The sequence below is a fragment of the Candidatus Leptofilum sp. genome (assembly GCF_965223525.1).
GTDB lineage: Bacteria > Chloroflexota > Anaerolineae > Promineifilales > Promineifilaceae > Leptofilum.
On the sequence record NZ_CBDCWX010000005.1, the window covers coordinates 2602548 to 2621367 of the forward strand.

The 18820-nt window shown below is 54.5% G+C and carries 16 protein-coding genes; 10 read left to right on the top strand and 6 right to left on the bottom strand.

Going from position 1 to position 18820, the window contains the following annotated elements:
* Positions 1–98 precede the first annotated feature (98 nt).
* The 3 genes from ACOQPM_RS16890 to ACOQPM_RS16900 are packed head-to-tail and all read left to right on the top strand — an operon-like array spanning position 99 to position 3264.
* A complete protein-coding gene (locus ACOQPM_RS16890) occupies positions 99–1652 on the top strand; it encodes a spermidine synthase (protein ID WP_420630444.1) in 1554 nt (517 codons plus the stop codon).
* 42 nt (positions 1653–1694) lie between these two features.
* Positions 1695–2378 carry a TIGR01906 family membrane protein gene (locus ACOQPM_RS16895; RefSeq protein WP_420630445.1) on the top strand — a complete coding sequence of 228 codons (684 nt, stop codon included), beginning with the start codon at positions 1695–1697 and terminating at the stop codon, positions 2376–2378.
* Positions 2379–2415: 37 nt separating this feature from the next.
* Positions 2416–3264, top strand: coding sequence for an SDR family oxidoreductase (locus tag ACOQPM_RS16900; RefSeq protein WP_420630446.1), 849 nt, complete (start codon positions 2416–2418; stop codon positions 3262–3264).
* Between the two features lie 85 nt (positions 3265–3349).
* On the opposite strand, the gene ACOQPM_RS16905 is transcribed toward ACOQPM_RS16900, so the two are convergent.
* The gene (locus tag ACOQPM_RS16905; protein WP_420630447.1) at positions 3350–4492 is read right to left on the bottom strand and encodes a M23 family metallopeptidase; all 1143 of its coding nucleotides are present in this window, start codon (positions 4490–4492) and stop codon (positions 3350–3352) included.
* Positions 4489–6009, bottom strand: coding sequence for a glutamate formimidoyltransferase (gene ftcD, locus ACOQPM_RS16910; protein WP_420630448.1), 1521 nt, complete (start codon positions 6007–6009; stop codon positions 4489–4491). Before ftcD ends, ACOQPM_RS16905 begins: the two co-directional genes overlap by 4 nt.
* 179 nt (positions 6010–6188) lie before the next feature.
* Between ftcD and ACOQPM_RS16915 the strand changes: the two genes are divergently transcribed.
* From ACOQPM_RS16915 to ACOQPM_RS16930, 4 genes are all read left to right on the top strand, one after another.
* Positions 6189–7055, top strand: coding sequence for a phosphotransferase family protein (locus ACOQPM_RS16915; protein ID WP_420630449.1), 867 nt, complete (start codon positions 6189–6191; stop codon positions 7053–7055).
* Complete coding sequence (locus tag ACOQPM_RS16920; protein WP_420630450.1) at positions 7048–7254, top strand: hypothetical protein; 207 nt, start codon at positions 7048–7050, stop codon at positions 7252–7254. The genes ACOQPM_RS16915 and ACOQPM_RS16920 overlap by 8 nt, the downstream gene beginning before the upstream one ends.
* The gene (locus ACOQPM_RS16925) at positions 7193–7558 is read left to right on the top strand and encodes a GNAT family N-acetyltransferase (RefSeq protein WP_420630451.1); all 366 of its coding nucleotides are present in this window, start codon (positions 7193–7195) and stop codon (positions 7556–7558) included. The genes ACOQPM_RS16920 and ACOQPM_RS16925 overlap by 62 nt, the downstream gene beginning before the upstream one ends.
* A gap of 86 nt (positions 7559–7644) precedes the next feature.
* Positions 7645–8832, top strand: coding sequence for an iron-containing alcohol dehydrogenase family protein (locus ACOQPM_RS16930; RefSeq protein WP_420630452.1), 1188 nt, complete (start codon positions 7645–7647; stop codon positions 8830–8832).
* A 48-nt stretch (positions 8833–8880) separates the two neighbouring features.
* On the opposite strand, the gene ACOQPM_RS16935 is transcribed toward ACOQPM_RS16930, so the two are convergent.
* Positions 8881–9771: an LLM class F420-dependent oxidoreductase gene (locus tag ACOQPM_RS16935; protein WP_420630453.1), complete on the bottom strand. Its 891-nt coding sequence runs from the start codon at positions 9769–9771 to the stop codon at positions 8881–8883.
* A 138-nt stretch (positions 9772–9909) separates the two neighbouring features.
* Between ACOQPM_RS16935 and ACOQPM_RS16940 the strand changes: the two genes are divergently transcribed.
* The gene (locus tag ACOQPM_RS16940) at positions 9910–10542 is read left to right on the top strand and encodes a TetR/AcrR family transcriptional regulator (RefSeq protein ID WP_420630454.1); all 633 of its coding nucleotides are present in this window, start codon (positions 9910–9912) and stop codon (positions 10540–10542) included.
* Here ACOQPM_RS16940 and ACOQPM_RS16945 read toward each other — a convergent pair.
* Positions 10534–11700, bottom strand: coding sequence for a pyridoxal phosphate-dependent aminotransferase (locus ACOQPM_RS16945; RefSeq protein WP_420630455.1), 1167 nt, complete (start codon positions 11698–11700; stop codon positions 10534–10536). The two genes, ACOQPM_RS16940 and ACOQPM_RS16945, sit on opposite strands and share 9 nt — an antisense overlap.
* A 108-nt stretch (positions 11701–11808) precedes the next feature.
* Here ACOQPM_RS16945 and ACOQPM_RS16950 point away from each other — a divergent pair, with 108 nt between their 5' ends.
* Both ACOQPM_RS16950 and ACOQPM_RS16955 read left to right on the top strand, forming a co-directional pair.
* A complete protein-coding gene (locus ACOQPM_RS16950) occupies positions 11809–12150 on the top strand; it encodes an HIT family protein (protein WP_420630456.1) in 342 nt (113 codons plus the stop codon).
* A gap of 71 nt (positions 12151–12221) precedes the next feature.
* Entirely contained in the window at positions 12222–13007 is a 786-nt protein-coding gene (locus ACOQPM_RS16955) for a bestrophin family ion channel (protein ID WP_420630457.1), read from the top strand.
* An 88-nt stretch (positions 13008–13095) separates the two neighbouring features.
* Here the strand turns inward: ACOQPM_RS16955 and ACOQPM_RS16960 are convergent, their stop codons facing one another.
* Both ACOQPM_RS16960 and ACOQPM_RS16965 read right to left on the bottom strand, forming a co-directional pair.
* Complete coding sequence (locus ACOQPM_RS16960; RefSeq protein WP_420630458.1) at positions 13096–15219, bottom strand: choice-of-anchor Q domain-containing protein; 2124 nt, start codon at positions 15217–15219, stop codon at positions 13096–13098.
* 147 nt (positions 15220–15366) lie between these two features.
* The gene (locus tag ACOQPM_RS16965; protein WP_420630459.1) at positions 15367–18561 is read right to left on the bottom strand and encodes a Calx-beta domain-containing protein; all 3195 of its coding nucleotides are present in this window, start codon (positions 18559–18561) and stop codon (positions 15367–15369) included.
* Positions 18562–18820 lie beyond the last annotated feature (259 nt).

The window sequence follows — 18820 nt, forward strand, 5'->3', positions numbered from 1 at the left end:
CCAATCGCGCCGCCCAGCTATAATCCACACAATTCTGGAAAGGGAAAAAGGTGCAGTAAGGGCAACTCGTCGGGTCGCCCTTACCCCGCAATAATTTTGTGACGAATCGAAAATATCTGTTTTTTACGGTTTTTATGGCTGGCATGTGTACGCTGGCGATTGAGTTTACCACCAGCCGGATGCTGCAAACCGTTTACGGCACGTCCAATATCGTCTGGGCCAACGTGATTGGCTTGGTGCTGCTCTTTTTGACGGTGGGGTACTTTTGGGGGGGGCGTTTGGCCGATAAACGGCCGTTTCCCCAAACCTTCTACGCCCTCGTTGCCTGGGCCGGGTTCAGCGGGGTTTTCTTTTTGCTGTTGACCAGCGTGCTGCTGAAAACGGCCGCTTCTGCCCTGGCAGCGGTCAATGTGGGGGCGATTGCCAGCTCGCTGGTAGGGGTCATTTTTGCCCTGGCCGTGCCGATCACCTTGCTGGGCTGCATCTCCCCGTTTGCCATCCGACTGGCGGTGCAGGATGTAAGTGAGGCGGGGCGGATAAGCGGCCGTATTTACGCCATCTCCACCTGGGGCAGCCTGCTGGGAACATACCTGCCCGTGCTGTTGGTGATTCCGCTGGCCGGGTCGCGGCTGACGGCACTTATTTTTGGCGGGATTTTGCTTTTGGTGGGATTGGGCGGCTTATGGCAAACGCAGGCTCGCAGCCGCATTGCTGCCCTGCTGCTGCCCATCATTTTGCTGCCCGTGGCCCTTGCCTGGACTTCCGGCGGCATCAAGGCATATGACGGGCAAATTTTTGAGGCCGAATCGGCGTATAATTACATTCAGGTGGTGCGGCAAGGAGAGTGCAACTACCTGCTGCTGAACGAAGGCCAAGCCTACCACTCATTCTATTGCGATGGCGGTGCCGTGCCGCGCGTCTCGGTTTGGAGCATCATGCTGGCTGCGCCATACTTCAACGCCGCGCCAGTTGACATTGAGCGCGTAGCGGTGATTGGACTGGCGGCTGGCACCATTCCCAAGCAGTATACGCGCGTTTTTGGTGCGATTCCCATTGATGGCATTGAGCTGGACGGCGAAATTGTGCAGGCTGGCGTGGATTATTTTGCGCTCACAGACCCGAATATTAACTTGATTGTGGGAGACGGCCGTTACCAACTCAATCAGCTCGATCACCAGTACGATGTGCTCACCATTGATGCCTACAAAGTGCCATACATCCCCTGGCACCTCACCACGCAGGAATTTTTTCAGGAAGTGCGCGCTCATCTAACTGAAACCGGGGTGGTGGCGATGAATGTGGGCCGCGCCCCGCAGGATCGCAGCCTGATTGATGCGATGACCGCCACTCTGCAAACGGTGTACCCAACTGTCCACGCCATTGACGTGCCCGGTTCGCTGAATACCATCTTGGTGGCAACAGTGCAGCCAACCACGCCTGAAAACGTGCAGCAAAATTTGGCCCAGTTGGATGAGTCAGTAGACCCGTTGCTGCGAGTGGCTTTGGAAACGGCCGTTGCCAACCAAGTTCCCATCAACCCCAGCGACGTCATCTTCACCGACGAACGCGCCCCCGTGGAAACGATCATTGACAGCTTGGTGCTGCGTTATTTGCTGCAAGAGGGCGTCGGGGGATTGCCCGATTTGGAATAATTTAGCCGAGGGTTTCAGCCTTCAGTGTAAGGGAGAAGAGAGTTGGAAAACAAGACTTTGCTTAACATAATCAAGTGGGTCATCATTATTGCCATGCCTTTTTTTCTGGGACTTGGCATGATTCTGGCGGTGATTGCTTGGGATTATCCTAGCTTTGAATACCAGCGAATTCCGCCGGATCAATTTGGTTTTTCGCCAGAGGAGCGGCTGTTTTACGCGCACGCCACGCTAGACTATTTGCAGCGTTCGGAGCCATCGGAAGAGGCGATATTTCTGCTAGAAGAGCTGCGCCTGCCCAATTCTGACGAACCGCTCTACAACGAGCGGGAAATCGGCCACATGATTGACGTTAAGGATTTGACGGATGCGATTCGGACGATTTGGTGGATTACGGCCGTTCTCATCGTCGTTGGTCTGGGATTTCTACTTAGTCAACCCGCACTACGGGCAGTAGGGTATCGCGCCATTTACCAAGGTGGCTGGGCAACGGTCATCATTTTGGCTGGAATTGCCATCTTTATTGGCGTGGGCTGGAGCATCTTCTTTGTGCAGTTCCATGAGCTGCTCTTCCCACCCGGTAGCTGGACGTTTGCGTATAGCGACTCGCTCATCCGCCTCTTCCCAGAGCAGTTCTGGTTTGATATCGGCGTCATCATGAGCGGTGGGGCGCTGCTGCTGGGCATTGTAGTCACGGTGCTGGGGTATTGGTTAACCAAAAAAATGTAGAGACGTTGCATCGCAACGTCTCTACGGAGGCGAAATTATGAAATACGTCGTTATTACAGGCGCATCAACCGGGATTGGCTACGATGCGGCACGTTACTTGATTGAGCGCGGTTACCATGTGTTTGGCAGCGTGCGGAAGCAGGCAGATGCAGATCGGGTGCAAAATGAGTTGGGTGAGCAGTTCACACCCTTGCTGTTTGATGTGACGGATGGGACGGCGGTGGAGACGGCCGTTTCCCAAGTCTCCGCAAAAATAGGCAACAACGGCCTGGCCGGGCTAATTAACAACGCGGGCATCGCCGTCGCTGGGCCACTCATGCACTTGCCGCTGGAAGAGTTTCGCTGGCAGATGGAAGTGAATTTGTATGGCCAGTTGGACGTAACCCAGAAGTTTTTGCCGCTGCTGGGGGCTGTGCCCAACGCGCCACACCCGCCAGGACGCATCGTCAACATTAGCTCTGTGAGTGGCAAGGTAGTGTATCCATTTATGGGGCCATATGCTGCTTCCAAACACGCCTTGGAAGCCATTTCTGATGCCTTGCGGCGCGAACTGCTCATCTTCGGCATTGACGTGATTGTCATTGGCCCTGGCTCAGTGCAAACGCCCATCTGGGACAAGGCGCAAGATTTGGACACCGAGCCCTACAAACAGACACCTTACCGGGATATGATTGAAGGGATGAAGAAGGTGTTCATCAGCCAGGGGAAATCTGGGATTGCGGTAGAAAAGGTGAGCGAGGTGATTTACAAAGCGCTGACCAAAGAGAACCCGAAGGCACGCTACTCTATTGCCCGCGATCTGCTCTCTGGCTGGCTGCTGCCGCGCTACCTGCCGTCCCGCATGTTCGATAACATCATCGCCAAGCGGCTGGGTATCACTAAGTAGCCGCATTTGCCCTCCCCTTAATCCCCTCCCATTGGGAGGGGAGACCAGTTCCCTTTCCCTATGGGGGAGGGTTAGGGAGGGGGTTTTACGGTTCTGGGGTGGGAGTCGGTGTGGGGGGTGGCGGATCAATGACGATTTCTACAAAAGTGGTTCGGTAGGGTTGCACCACAATTTCCTCGGTCACGCGCACATCCCCAATCTGCACTACCGCTTTGTAGCCCCCGCCGCCCACGTCATCAATGGCAAAATTTTCATTCCACAGCGGGTCGCTGTTGATGTCGCCGACGGCGTAGGTGGTGGTGGTGTGGGCACGGTTGCTGCCATCTACCGAAGAGAGTGTCACGGTCACTTCATTTAGCAGTTCCCCTGCCGGATTGACGACGCGACCAACAACCGTGCCTCGATCCGGGAAGGGATAGAGCCAGAGCAATGGGTTACGCGTGTTGCTGTAGCTGTTTGATCCCACGCGAACTTCAAAATGGAGATGGGAGCCATCTGCTACACCTGTTGCCCCAGAGAGGCCAATGACTTGTTGCATGAAAACGTGCTGCCCTTCCTCCACCAGCGGCTCAGACAGATGGCCGTACAGAGTGTAAACAGGCTGGCTATCCAGCCGGGCGTCATGCTCAATGACGATCACATTGCCGTAGAAATTGGGTTCTGGGCCAATAAGTTGCCCATCGTCTGGTCCTGCGTAGATCACGGTGCCGTCGGCGACAGCAATGACCTCTGTGCCTGTCGGCACATAAAATTCGACGCCGTGGTGGGGGCGCAGCGTGCCGCCGCGCGTGCTGCCATAGGGGTACACTTTGTCTGTCCAGTTGGTTTCGCCTTCGCGGATGGGCCGCCAGAACCAGTAATGCTCGTCTGGGGAGGTGTGGCGCAGGTGGGGTGGTGTGGGTGACGGGATGGGGGTTGCCGTAGAGGGGATTGCTGTGGCAGTTGGCACGACCACATTCTCTACCACCGCTTCATCCTCTGGTTTGCTCAAAGAAAAGGAGGGCATTTCGGCCGCAGGGGGCGGTTCGCTATACTCAATGACGGGCTGCGCCAGGGCGGATTGCAGGGTGGGCGTGGGGGCTTCAGCCACAGCCGCTGCTGGTACAGGTGCTTCTCCCGCCGCTGGTTGGCAAGCGGTGAGTAATAGGAGGATGATTGTTCCTATCAGGATACTGGAGACTGATAAATCTCTAATCTCCAATCCCCCAATTTCCCTGAACAATTTCACGCAAAGCCTCCGCGTTCCGCTGCTACGGCTTTGGTTTCCTGTACCAGCACGGCCGTTTCTTGCGTGAGAGTTGTCATTTCTTGCTGCCAGTTGGCAACTAATGCCTTATTCTTCACAGAGGTGGCGTTGATTTTTACGTTGAGAACGGCCGTTTCCACTGCAGCCTGTGCCAACAAAACCCCCGCCGTTGCGTCCGTCACGGCGTTGATGTTGCCAATTTTGGCAACTTTGGCAGCGAGTTGGGCGGCGCGGTGGCTAAGCTGGGCCACGCGCAAGGGTACTTCGGCCGCGCCAATGGTGGCTTTTTGCACCTGCGCTTCCTTTTCTGAGGCAGAAAGCTCCTTGTTGCGAAAGGCCGCCATCACCGCGTCGAAGGCAGCGGCATCTTCAGCAATGGCCAGCGTGAGTTTCTCGCGCAGGGTAGTAGCTTCGTTAAGAACTTCTGTTACATCTTCCTGCACATCGGCATACTTTTTGCGGTTGGCGGTAAGCCCTGCCACCATTTGCGCTAGGCTGGCCGCCAATGCCCCGGCCAACGCCGCCACAGAGCCGCCGCCAGGCGTGGGCTGCTTGGAGGCAACGGCCTCCAAAAAGGCGTAGGGCGTGCTGTCGGCCTCATCTTCTGCTTCTTGCAGGCGATATTCCAGCACCTGTTCTTCCATCACCAACCCGTCTAGCTGCAAATAATATTTGGCACTTTCCATCAACGCTTTTTGCGGAATCATACCCACGAGTTCTGCTTTGGTAATCATAAGGCCATATTGAGCAGCTTCGCGCCGCACCATCTCTTGCACCTGAGGAATGGCGGTTTTCTCAAAATTGGTGAGATTCATGCTGACCTGCGCTTGCCCATCTACCAAAAAGCCTTTGGCCTGTACAAAGCGCAGCCCGCCGCTGCTAAACCGAATGGCACGCGAGATTTTGTCGGCGAACTCAACATTGTGGCTGTTGAGGTACAGGTTGTAGGCGATGAGAAACGGCCGTACCCCAATAACCGTTGGGCCACAGGATTTTGCTTTGGCTGGGCCATAATCTGGCTTGCGTGCTGGATTTGTCTCCACCTCGCTTTTCCAGAGTTCGTATTCACCCTTGCGAATGGCCGACAGCTTTTTGCGTTCTGGGCTTTTGGCAGCGTCGCCGTACAGGTAAACGGCCACGCCAAGCTCTTGGCCTACACGCTCTCCCAGCCGATTGGCCATCTCTACGCAGTCGGTGATGGTGACACCCTGAATAGGAATAAATGGGCAGACGTCTGTTGCACCAATGCGGGGGTGTTCACCCTCATGGTGGTCCAAATCTATGAGCTCGGCTGCTTTGGCAATGCCGCGAAAGGCGGCTTCTTCCACATCGGCGGGCGTGCCGACAAAGGTGACAACGGTGCGATTGTGATCGGGGTCGGCGCTGATGTCTAGCACGTTGACCTTAGGCACAGAGCGGATGGCATTGGCAATGGCGGTGTAGACGGCCGTATTGCGACCTTCGCTAAAATTTGGGACACATTCAACAAGCTGCTGCATGGTCGGGAATCTCCTCTGAAAATTATGAATCATGAAGGATGGATTATGAAAAATCTGCAAGCGCAAATTGCGCCATCTGCGAATTTTCAGTACATTATCATGTTTGGAGCAGCGAGGCCAATGAGCCTGTCGTCAATTTACGTTGCATATTTGGGAAGTCGTGGCAAACTTGCGTCCTCATGGACAATCCACAACCCTTTGTTGAAGCGATTCAAACTGTATACCCAGAACTGGCGGTGGAAACGGCCGTTTTCAACCAACAAGGCCAGTACAACATCGTGCTTGTTGTCAATGACGGGCTCATTTTTCGCTTCCCGCGCTACGCGGGTGGGCTGGAGCAGTTGGCATTAGAAACGAAGATTTTAACGGCCGTTCAGTCATACCTTCCGCTTCCCGTTCCCAACCCCATCTACACAAATTTTGCTGATGCACCGGTTGGTGAAGCGTTTATGGGCTACCAGTATATCCCTGGCGAGCCGCTGTACCCGCCTGCCTTTGCCAAAATTGCAGACAAGGCTGCTCTGGCGGCGCAAATTGCCCACTTTTTGCAAGCACTCCACGCTGTGCCTATCCGCGATCTTATTGATGAGCCATTACCTGTGAGTGATACGGAGGAGGAGTGGTGGGATGTATACGGCCGTATCCAAACCAAGCTGTTCCCCTACATGCGCCTCGATGCCTGTAAAGAAGTGGCTCACCATTTTGAAAGCGCCTTGGATGATCCCGCACAGGTTAATTTTGAACCGACGCTGCGCCACGGCGATTTTGGCACGGGCAATCTGCTTCATAACCCTCGCACCGGGCAGATGAGCGGCATTATTGACTTTGGCTTTACCGTTTTGGGCGATCCGGCCTTCGATTTGGCAGGCTTGCTAAATTACGGAGAGTCATTTGTGCAGGAAATCGCTCTCCATTACCCTGCTGTTGAGCAATATTGGCCACGAATTCGGTTTTACAACGGCACGTTTGCACTGTACGAGGCTCTGTTTGGCATTGAGAACGGGGATGAGCAAGCCTTTCAGCAGGGAATCGCCCAATATGTCTGATAAAGCGTGGCAGCTAAACTTTCAGCCGTTGATGGCCAGCCACGTTGCCGAAATTTTAACCTGGCGTTACGAGCCACCCTACGACATTTACAACATGGGTGCCGACACAGACGACCCAGTTGGCTTGGCTGAAGCGATTGATTACTTTACCCCAGCCGGAATACCATTTTCAGGCGATGCTGCGCCAGCCGGAGGGTGATCTGGCGGCGTTTTGCAGCTTTGGCACGGATGGCCAAGTGGGCGGCGGCGACTACAGCCTGCCTGCGCTAGACATTGGCATGGGGGTGCATCCGGCCAATACCGGGCGTGGCTTGGGCTGCATGTTTGCCGGGGCTGCAGTTGAATATGCCACTCAAAACTTCAGCGAACCGCGCCTGCGCGTGACCATTGCCGAGTTCAACCTGCGGGCGCAGAAGGTGTGGCAGCGGCACGGCTTTGTGCCTGTGCTGCGATTTATCTCAAATTTTGGGAAACGGCCGTTCATCATTTTTGTTAGGGGCTAGACATAGTAGCTAGTAAATTGTTCTACAACGAGCCACTAGCGACTAGCCACCAGACATTAGCTTCCAAACTCAGTTAAGGAGTAACTATGTCACCAATTGCCACTTATTACTGGCCCGGACAAACTCACTTTGGCTTTGGCGCGGCGCAGCGCGTAGGGGATGAAGCCAAAGCGCTGGGCGTACAGCAAAGAGTTTTTCTTGTGACTGACAGCGGGATTGTGGCTGCTGGCTTGCTGCAAACGGTGCTGGATGCTTTGGATATGGCTGGTTTGGAAACGGCCGTTTTCGACCAAACGCCGCCAAATCCAAACACAACGGCCGTAGACGCTGCCGCTGCCCAATTCCGTGACAGCGGGGCTGAATTGGTGATTGGCCTCGGTGGTGGTAGCCCGATTGACGCCGCCAAAGCGGTGCGTATTCTGGCTGGTGGCCCACCGGATGCCAAAATTGCAGAATATGCGCTGATGCTGGGGGACAAGGTACGGCCGTTGCCCACCGTCACCCAAATGCCGCCTATGATTGCCATTCCCACAACGGCTGGTACCGGGGCAGAAGTGACCCCATGGGGACTTATTACCGACCCAGCCCGTAAGTTGAAGATGGGTGTGGGTGGCCCGGCAACGATTCCAACTGTGGCCCTCATAGATCCCGCCATGACGCTGCCGCTGCCGCCACATCTAACGGCCGCCACCGGTATGGACGCGCTGACGCATCTTATCGAGGCGTATGTGTCTACCAATACGGCACCTATCGCGCTGGATGCGTTGATTGTGGACGGGCTTGGGCGGATCGGCCGTTTTTTGCGGCTGGCGGTGGCACAGCCAGCGCATCAACAGGCGCGAGAAGAGGTGATGTTGGCCTCGATGTTGGGGGGCATTGCTATTAGCTCCCGCTGGCTAGGGGCGGCTCATTCGCTGGCGCACCAGCTTTCTGGCATTGCCGACGTGCATCACGGGCTGGCCTGTGCGCTGATGCTGCCTGCTCAAATGCAGTTTAGTTTGCCCGGTGCGCTAGAGCGGTATGCAAACGTGGCACAGGCGTTGGAACCATGCCCTGTGGTTGGGTCTGTGCGGGAGGAGGCGGAACGGGGGATAACGGCCGTTCGCCAACTGATGCGCGACACCAACTTGCCCCTGCGCTTACGCGATGTTGGCGTGACGGAAGAGATGATTCCAATATTGGCGGATAACGCTGTCATTGATCTGAACTGGACGACCAACCCCCGCGCAATCACCCGCGACCAGATGGAAACGCTATACCGGGAAACGTTTTAATTGTGAACGGTGAACAAAAGTTGCCACCGTTCACAATTCATAATGCGTCTAGAATTCTGCTACGGCAGGGATGACTTCACGGCCAATTGTTTCAATAGGGGTGATGTCATGCACGTTTCCCATGCTAAAAATGAATGTCTCAATGCCAGCATTGGCCAGGCCGCGACACGTTTCAATGAGTTCGGCCGGAGAGCTGCCGCCTTCGCCCAACATGACAAAACCAAGCGCTGTCTTTTCAATCTCAGCGTAATCCCGACCGACGTCGTCACAATGACGCTTTAGCACATCCAGCTTGCGCGCTAGCTCATCATTGCCCATGAAGGCAAATAAATTACAGGCGTCGGCGTACTGGGCCACCAAGCGCAACGTTTTCTTTTCACCCGCACCACCAATGAGAATAGGCGGGTGGGGCTTGGAAAACGGTTGTGGGTTATTCATTGGTTCTGCCAACTGATAATGTTTGCCCTGGTAGGCAGAAAAATCACCTGACCACACCTGCTTCATGATGTGCAAGGTTTCTTCTAGACGTTCAAAGCGCTCTTTGAGTGGCGGGAAGGGAAAGCCTAAGCCTTTGGCTTCTCGTTCATACCAGCCCGCGCCGATGCCCAGGTTGGCTCGACCGCCCGAAAGCACGTCCAAATTGGAAACGATTTTTAGTAGATGACCAGGATGACGATAATTGACGCCCGTCACCATTGTGCCCAATCGAGCGCGTTCTGTTACCGCCGCCAGGTAGCTTAAGGCCGTGTAGCCATCTAGCATCGGTTCTTCTGGTTTTAGCCCCATATCTGGCATATCCATCTGGAAAAAGTGATCCATGACCCAAATAGAATCAAACCCGGCGGATTCAGCCGTTTTGCCAATTTCCGCTAATTTGGACCCAATATTTGCCGGACTTCCTGGCCAGTTAAACTGAACAATTTGTAAACCGAATTTCATTTTGCCTCCATTTGCGATATCTTGTTCTCTACTTTACACTGTGAAAACAGCAAATGGACAACTGTCCGCTTGCCGGCGAGATGTTAGCGGACAGTTGTCCGTTTGTCAACTGGATGAGCAATTACTAAACCAGCGATCATGAAAAAATCTATCCCAATCCACATTGCTGATGAGAGTACACGAGTTGAACGTAGCGATGCTGTTGCCAATCGCCAGCGCATTTTGGCAGTTGCCAAAGAACTGTTTGCTGCTCAAGGGCCAACGGCCGTAAATATGAGCGATATTGTACAGGCAGCTAACATCGGGCGCGGCACACTGTATCGTCATTTCCCCAACAAGGGGGAGCTGTGTTTGGCGTTAATAGATGAGCAAATTGCCGATTTTCAGAATGAGGCGCTGGGCCTGCTACGACAAATGACGGCTGATGAGCAAACGGCCGTTGCTAAACTTATCGCTTTCCTTGATGCCTTGGTCACATTTACCGAAGCCCATACGCCGCTGCTGCGCGAGGCACAGCGACAGGGCGTTCACTATTTTGATAACAAGGTGACACCCCAATATTGGCAGCACGCGACGGTTACTGGTTTATTGCAAACGGCCGTTGCACAAGGTGAGCTTTCTCCCAATATCAATACAATCTATCTGGCTGACCTGCTATTGGCGGCACTCAATGCTCAGTTATTTCACTTCCAGCGTGAAGAACGCGGCCTGACGCCAGAAGAAATTAGTGCCAATATCCGCCAGCTTGTCTTACAGTTACGGCTAGGTTAAGTGATTGATGAGGCGTTCGCCAGCTTGCTCTAGGGTGGTGAGCTTTTTGGGGAAGGCAAAGCGGATGGTGGAACGGCCGTATCCTGCCAGCGAGTAAAAACTATCCCCCGGCACCACCGCCACACCCACGCCTGAGGCCATGAAGGTAGCAAACTCGGTTGGCGGCAGGCTGGCCTGGGGGATGGGGAGCTGGCTGTAATCTGCCATAATGTAGTACGCTCCCTGTGGCGTGCTGGCTTGGAAGCCCGCCTGCGCCAGAATCTCCATCATCAGGGCGCGGCGTTGGTGGTAGTCGCGGGTCATTTGCTCGAAGAAGCTATCTGGCATGGAGAGCGCGCCGACAGCTGCGGCTTGCAGTGGCGTGGCGGCGCAAATGGTGGTGAAGTCGTGCAGGGTGCGGATGCCTTGGGCAAACTGCTCTGGGGCGATGACGTAGCCTAGCCGCCAACCAGTCATGGCAAATGTTTTGCCCAGCCCACCAATGGTGATGGTGCGATCTTTGAGGGGGGCTAAACTGCCGGGGGATTGGTGAATACGGCCGTCGTACAAAATCCGGTCGTAAATCTCATCTGTAATCAAAACCAGTTCATTTTCCAGAACCACCTCAATTACCCCCGCGATTTCTTCATTGTCGAAGACGCGGCCAGTAGGATTGTGCGGCGTGTTCAGCAGCATCGCCTTTGTTTTGGGCGTGATGGCTGCGCGTAATTTGGTCGCGTCCAAACGGTAGTCTGGCGCTTCCAGCGCCACGGGAACGGGTATTGCGTTAGCAATGTAGGCCGACGGCCGAAAATTGTCGTGGGCGGGTTCCAAAATGAGTAGCTCGTCGCCAGGGTTGAGGATGGATTGTACGGCCGTAATAATTCCCTCGCTCACCCCACAGGTGACGGTGACGTGCTTGTCGGGATGCACGTCCCAGCCGAGGCGTTGGCTGTATAGTTCTGCCAATTTTTCGCGCAGCGGCGGGTAGCCCCAGGTGATGGCGTACTGGTTGAGCCCGTTTTGGATGGCCTGAACGGCCACTTCCTTCACAGGTTCAGGGGTATCAAAATCGGGAAAGCCCTGGCTGAGGTTGATAGCGTTGTGCTGAAGTGCCAGCCGGGTCATGTCGCGGATGACGGATTCTTGAAATAGCTGAAGGCGTTGGGAAGTTTGCATAGGGCGAGTATACTTTTGGGCGAAACGGCCGTCAACGGAATGAGATTGAAGGCTTCAACAGATTTTCTCTGTGTTCTCTGTAGTGAAACTATTTTCGAAGGAGTAAAAATGTCTGATAATGATTGTTTGTTTTGTGCTATTGTGAATGGTGAAGAACCTGCCAAGCTAATTGCCAAAGATGGTGAGGCAAAGATGGCGCTGATTGAGAGTTTGCATCCGGAAGGTGCCATTCATTGGCTAGCCATCCCTTTTGAGCATGTAGACCGGATCGAAACGCTGGCGCGGGAGAATGTTGAGCGGTTTCAGGCGTTGTTAACGTTTGCGCTGGATGCTACCAAGCAACAAGCGGCTGAAAATCCCGAATTGAACAAAGGTTTCACCGTGAAAATGCACGTTGGTCCGTTCGAGACAGTGCATCATGCCAAGCTGCATATTTTATCTGTTGAATAAACAGCGGTTGCCAAATGGGACCAAACTTACTACCCTAGAGAATAATTCTGAAAAGGAACATTCTCCTCATCATGCAAACCATCATACAATTTAGCAAAATCATTGATTACCAAACTTGGCTGGTGACGGGGCTGGCAATGGCGGTGGTTTTTGTGTGCCGCCAAATTGATTTTTTGGTTGATTTGCCCACTACCCTCATCGGTATTGCGGTCGTGTTTCCGCTGGTGTTTTCTATTAACAGTGCCTATAGGCGGCGGGAGGATGCGTTGCAGGCGTTTGCCAGCCTAAAGGCACACGGCGTGGCGCTGCTGTTTGCTCATCGGGAATGGCCTACTGAGGCGGATGGGCACGGTGAGCGGGCGTCTGATTTGCTGCATCGGTTGTTAACAGCCGTTTCCCACCACTTCGCCCGCAACGGCCAGGAACATCGCCATACCAAGCAGCAAATCTACGCCATTTTTTCTGACTATTCCCGCTCGCATGAAGCGTTGCGCGACGTGGGTGTCCCTGCCAACGAGGTTTCCCGCGCCAACCAATATTTACGGCAGCTCATCATTGATTTTGAGAAGATGAACAACATTGCCCGCTACCGTACGCCGTTGGCGCTGCGAGCGTACAGTCGCCTCTTTTTGAATCTGTTTCCGCTGCTGTTTGGACCCTACTTTGCCCAAATTGCTTACCCGGATCATCCATTGGCTGGGTACGTGGTGGCGGTGCTGTACAGCTTAGTGCTAGTGAGCCTGGACAACATTCAGGATGGTTTGGAAAATCCATTTGATGGCATGGGTGCAGATGATTTGCGCTTGGATGTAGCGGATGAATATCGCAAATTAGCTTTTTCAGAGGGCGATGGGTAGCTGCATCGAATAATCTACTGGATACATGCCGCTGAGAAGGCACAAGTGTGAATTTGCCCCCAACCTTTTTCGGGTTTGGGGCTTTTTGTTATGGCTTGATGATAAATGGCAGGTAGATAAACACCTCGTCGTTATTGGTGTTGGTGGGTGTTGCCGTGGGCGTATTGGTTGGTGTGGCTGTAGGCGTACTAGACGGTGTGGATGTGTTGGTAGGTGTTGCGGTGGGCGTGTTGGTTGGGGTATCTGTGTTGGTTGGCGCGGGCGTATTTGTCGGTGTTGATGTGTTAGTGGGTGTCGCTGTGGGCGTGGGCGTATTTGTGGCGGTAGCTGTGTTGGTGGGCGTGGGGGTTGGTGTGGCCGGTGCCATCGCCCCAAATTCAAATGCGCCCATGTCGCAAATGGCAAATGTGTCGCTGTTGCCGTCAACGGGGCGGGGAAAGCCGCGCTGGTCGGTGCTGGCACAGGTGGCGTCATCACCAGCATCTATCGCTGGGCTGCCGCTGCCGAGGGCGTGGTTGAGCGTACTGCCGTCGTTGAGCGCCAATGCCGCTAACAGCGGATCGCCGCTTACGTTGCCTGTGATGCTGCCGCTGACCGTGCAGCCTGTACCGTCCTGGATGAGATTGTAGCCGCTGAAAACGATGGTTCCGGCACAATCTGGCCCAGTGGGGGCGTTGTTGCCCGCCACAATGCTGTTGCCGATGTTGAGCGTGCCGCCATTTTCATTGAGACCGCCGCCGCCGGTTACGGCCGTATTCCCAAAAACAGTCACATTATTTAGCGTGGCTGTTCCCTGATTTTGCAAACCACCCCCTTCGTCGGCAAAGTTGTCGCTGAGGGTGACGTTGGTGAGCGCAAGCGTGCCGGTGTTCAGAATGGCACCGCCCGTCTGGGTAATGCTCGTGCTGTTAGTGTAGAGGACGCTGCTGCTGATGCTGTTTTGGCTGGTTGCGCCAGTGGCAATCGCGCCACCGCCCAGCAGGCTGTAATTGCCAGTGAGAGTGCCGTTGGTGACGGTGATAAAGCCCTGATCGTTGTAAATGGCACCGCCCCAGTTGCCTGCGTTGTTGCCACTGATGGTGCCGCCGTTCATAGTAAAGCTGCCCTGTCGTACCTCCATTGCGCCGCCGAAGTTGACGGCCGTATTGTCACGAATCTCTCCGCCATTTTGCACAACCTGCCCCTGAAAAATGTACATCGCCCCGCCGCCAAAGATGCTAGCTACAGAGCGATTGGCCGTAATGCTGCCGTCATTGATGGTAAGCAACGCCCCTGAATTCGCAACGTAAAAGCCACCGCCATAACTGGCTTCGTTGTCGGTGACAGTGCCGCCTGTCATGGTAAACGTGCCTGCGCTAATCAATGCGCCCGCGCCGCGAAAGGCGGTATTGCCGCTGATAAGGCCGCTGTTCATGATGACAGACCCACTACTGTTCCAGATGCCGCCGCCGGGGAAGCTGTTGGGGCCAGGAGCTTGCCCTTCGTTGCTCAAAATTTGACCATTGTTAATGTTTAGGCTGGCGGTTGTCTGGTTCAAAGCGATGCCGCCACCGCGCATGGCCATGTTGTAAGCTACCGTGCTGTCTGTAAGGTTGACCGTGCCTTGATTGGCGTAAATACCCCCACCAGAGGAGTTGGTGTTGATGTTGGCCGTATTGCTCAACACCTGGCTGCCGTTCAAAATGTTCAGCGTGCCGCCAGACAAAAAGATGCCGCCGCCGTTGCCCACTGTCACGTTGTCGCGCAGAATTGCGTCGTCTAGCGTGACGCTGCTGAACCCATTGGCCAAAATGCCGCCGCCGTTGCCGCTAGCAGGTGCGCCATTTTGCAACGTTAAGTTGCTAAAGGTCACGATGCCAGAGCTGATGTTGAAGAGACGAATTGCGCTGTTGCCGTCAATAATGGTGCTAGTTGCGTCAGCCCCTTGCCCGGTGATAGTGATTGTTTTGGCCACGCTGATCTCACCAAGAGACAGGACATAATTGCCTGCTGGTAAGAAAATAGTATCGAAGGGTGCTGAGAGTTGCACAGCATCGCGCAGTGAGCAGGTGCCATCTTCACAGTCACCGTCGGTGGCATCGGTGAAGGTGTTAACATTCCAATCGGCAGCGTGAACAACGGCCGTGCGGCGCAGCAACCCAAACAGCAAGGGCAAGATGATGAGCGTTTGGCACACAGCAAAAAGGATGGCGAACTTTTTTCGTCTAATCATGTAGTGTGTTCCTGAAAAGGTGAAGTGTTGCAGCCTGGGCAGATGTGCCAAAGTTAGCAGGTTCAGGTTACAAGATTTGTTACGGGTTCGGGCGGGGAGGAAAAACGCCCGCAGGCTTGAATCTGCCTGCGGGCATTACGATTTGTTTTATGGTTTTACAACAATAGGCAGGTACAAAAGGTAGCCATCGTCGTTGCTGATGGTGCCTGTGGCCTGGCTGTTGCCCAGGCTCGCGTTGCTGCTGCCGGTCAGGTTGATGTAGAAGATTTCGGAGGCTTCTGAATCCTCGTCCCCATTGACAATGACGCTGATGGTTTGGCTAAGAGAGCCGCCAGGGCTGAAGGTGAGCGTATCGGCAACGGCCGTATAATCTTCACCCGCCGTCGCAGAGCCATCGCTGCTGCTGTAATCAATGGTAATCACTTTCTCGCTAGCACCAGAGAGCGTCACGGTAAACTCCGCCACGACTGTGCCGCTGTCCCCTTCGGTGACGGTAGCGTTGCCGATGGTAGCAGTGGGCAGTGGGTCGTCGTCGGTGATGGTGCCAACGGCCGTACCGTCATCAATAGTTGCTTCACTGGGCATACTTAGCGTGACGTTGAACGTTTCATTGATCTCATCCACAGTATCGCCATTGACGGTGATGCTGATTGTGTCGCTGGCCAAACCGGGGGTGATGGTGAGCGTGTCGGTTGCCGAGATGAAGTCTGAGCCAGCAGTGGCGCTGTCTGCAGCCGTTTGGTAATCCACGGTGATGGTTTTGCCGCTGGCGGCAGTGAGGTTGACCACAAAGTTAGCGATAGTGGTACCGCTATCACCTTCAGTGACGCTCACATCTTGGATAGAAAGTTCAGGCGGCAGATCGTCATCGGTGATGGTGGCTTCGGCACTGGTATCCGTCAGGGTGACGTTGCTTTCGTTGCTTAATTCTACGGTGAACGTTTCATCAAATTCGTCGGTAGTGTCACCGTTGACCGTGATAGAGACGGTTTCTTCATCGTCGCCGGGAGTGAAGGTGAGCGTGCCGCTATCTGCCACGTAATCTGCGCCAGCAACGGCCGTTCCGTCCATCGTGGCCCAATCTACCATAATGGTTTTGGCACTGATGGCGGAGAGCGTGGCGGTGAAAACGGCCGTCACTGTGCCACTATCCCCTTCTGTAACCGTAACGTCGTCCATCGTCAGCGTTGGCGGGTCGTCATTATCCAGGATGGTGCCGGTCGCCGTATCATCCCCCAACTGGCTCGCGCCAGAAGGATTGCTCAAGGTGACGGTCAACGTTTCGTCAAACTCGTCTATGGTGTCCCCCAGAATGGCGACATTGACGGTTTGGGTCATCGCGCTAGCGGCAAACGTTAGGGTATCGGAGATTGCGGTGTAGTCTGACCCTGCCAGAGCCGTGCCGTCGGCCGTTTCATAATCTACCGTGTAGGTAGTGCTAGTCATAAACGAGCGGCTGACGATGAAGCTCATCTGGCTGCTGCCCGCATCGCCTTCCGTGAGGCTGGCGTCGCTGATGAAGAAGCCAATGCCATCTTCGTAAGCACCACTGTCGCACACGCCGCCCACTGGCCGCAGGTTGCCGCGCTGATCGGTAGCGGGGCAAGTGACGTCGTTGCCGCCGTCAATGGCGGGGCTGCCAACGCTTAGCCCGTAGTTGAACGTTTCGCCGCCGTTGAGCGCTAGCGGCTGCAGCAGCGGATTGCTGGTGCTGTCGTTGCCGCCGCTTAGACCGCAACTAGCGGTGGCAAAATTGTAGTCGGCGGAGGTAATGGTGCCGCTGCAATCGGCTCCAGACGGGGCAGCGTTGCCAAAGATGATGCTGCTGCCCACGGTGAGCGTGCCGCCACTGTTGCTCAAACCGCCACCATTGTTAGTGGCTGTGTTTTCAGAGAGGGTAACGTTGGTGAGGACGGCCGTACCAGCGTTGCTAATGCCAGCACCACTACCAGCCCCGTTGCCGCTCATGGTAACGTTGGTCATGGTGAGTGTGCCTGCATTGCTGATGCCGCCACCCAACGTTGCGCCAACGGTGGTGTTGGTAAGAATGGCACTGTTGGAAATGGTGGCATGGCCGTTCATGTCGAGTGCGATGCCGCCGCCGCCAGTGGTGCTGTCGTTTGTATGAATAGTGCCGCCGCTGATGGTTACAGTTCCTTCGCCAGCGTAGATGCCGCCGCCCATATTGCCTGCACTATTGCTGAAGATGGCTCCACCGTTTTGAACGAAACGGCCTGCTGCATCCCCAATTTCCATACCGCCGCCGTCGTTTACGGCCGTGTTGAGCGAGATGTTACCGTCATTCAGGGTAGTTAATCCCTGGAAAATGTAGAGACCGCCGCCACCAAAAATATTGGCGATAGAGCGGTTTTCGGTGATGTCGCCGCCGTTGATGGTGAGCGTGCCTTGTGTATTGAAGACGTAAACACCACCGCCGTAATTGGCTTCGTTATCAATAATTTGGCCACCATTTAACACAGCAGAGCCACCTGCCACACCGCCGGAGACAAGAATACCGCCACCTCGGAAGGCCTGGTTGTTGCGAATTTCGCCGCCGTCTATGGTGGCAGATCCCTGAGCTACATGAATGCCCCCACCGGGGAATCCGCTGGTTGTATTGGCGGTGTTATCGTTAATTTGGCCGCTGTTCATTTGCAGGGTGGCGTTGGCCAGGTTGAGAGAGATACCGCCACCGCTGGCAACGGCCGTATTCGTAAGCACCTGCGAATTATCAAAGGTAATGCTGCCGTTGTTTGAATAAATACCCCCGCCGCTATTGCCCGCCGTGTTGCTTAAAATTTGGGTGCCGGTCAGCGTGAGCGAACCGCTGGCGATGGCGATACCGCCACCGTTGGTGCTGGCCATGTTGCCCGTAATGACAACGCTGTCGAAGGCAAGGCTGGCCGCGCCTGTCGCGTTAACGCCGCCGCCACTGCTGGCAGAATTACCACCCTGAATGGTTAAATCATTGAAGCTGACGGTTCCAGCGGTGACGTTGAAAACGCGGCTGTTGCCTTGCGCGTCTATGAAGGTGTCGGTGGCACTGTTGCCGTTGAAGGTTATGTTTTCAGAAACTGTTAGCGTGCCATTTGTATCCGAGAGGGTGTAGGTGCCAGCCGGAATGTTGATCACGTCGTCTTCGCTGTTGCTGCTAGCCACGGCAATTGCATCTCGTAGTGAACAAGTTCCTACGCAGCTACCATCATTTTCATCGTGAAAAATGTTGACATTGAAGACGGCCGCATGAGCAACATCAGTTTGTTGGAACGTTGAGAGCAATACAGGGACAAGAAAAAGCGCCAGCAAAAAGGCTGGGAGGATAGAAAGGATTCGTTTGTTCATTTAATCTCCAATACAGCTACAGTTTTTTTACAGATACTGGCAAAAATATAAGCGTTCAGGTGACAGTCACTTTCTTCCAGAGGTGATGGCAAAATCCAAACTGTGTTTAAGTAACTGTCACCTCTGGGACTGAACAGTTACAAAATATTTATGATTTCATTATGTGCTGTTTGAGAAGGTTAGCAAAATTGCATTACAAAAATGGTTAAGAAAGGCTGCCAATTCAGTTTCTTTTTCTGCGGATAGCCTGGGACGGTTT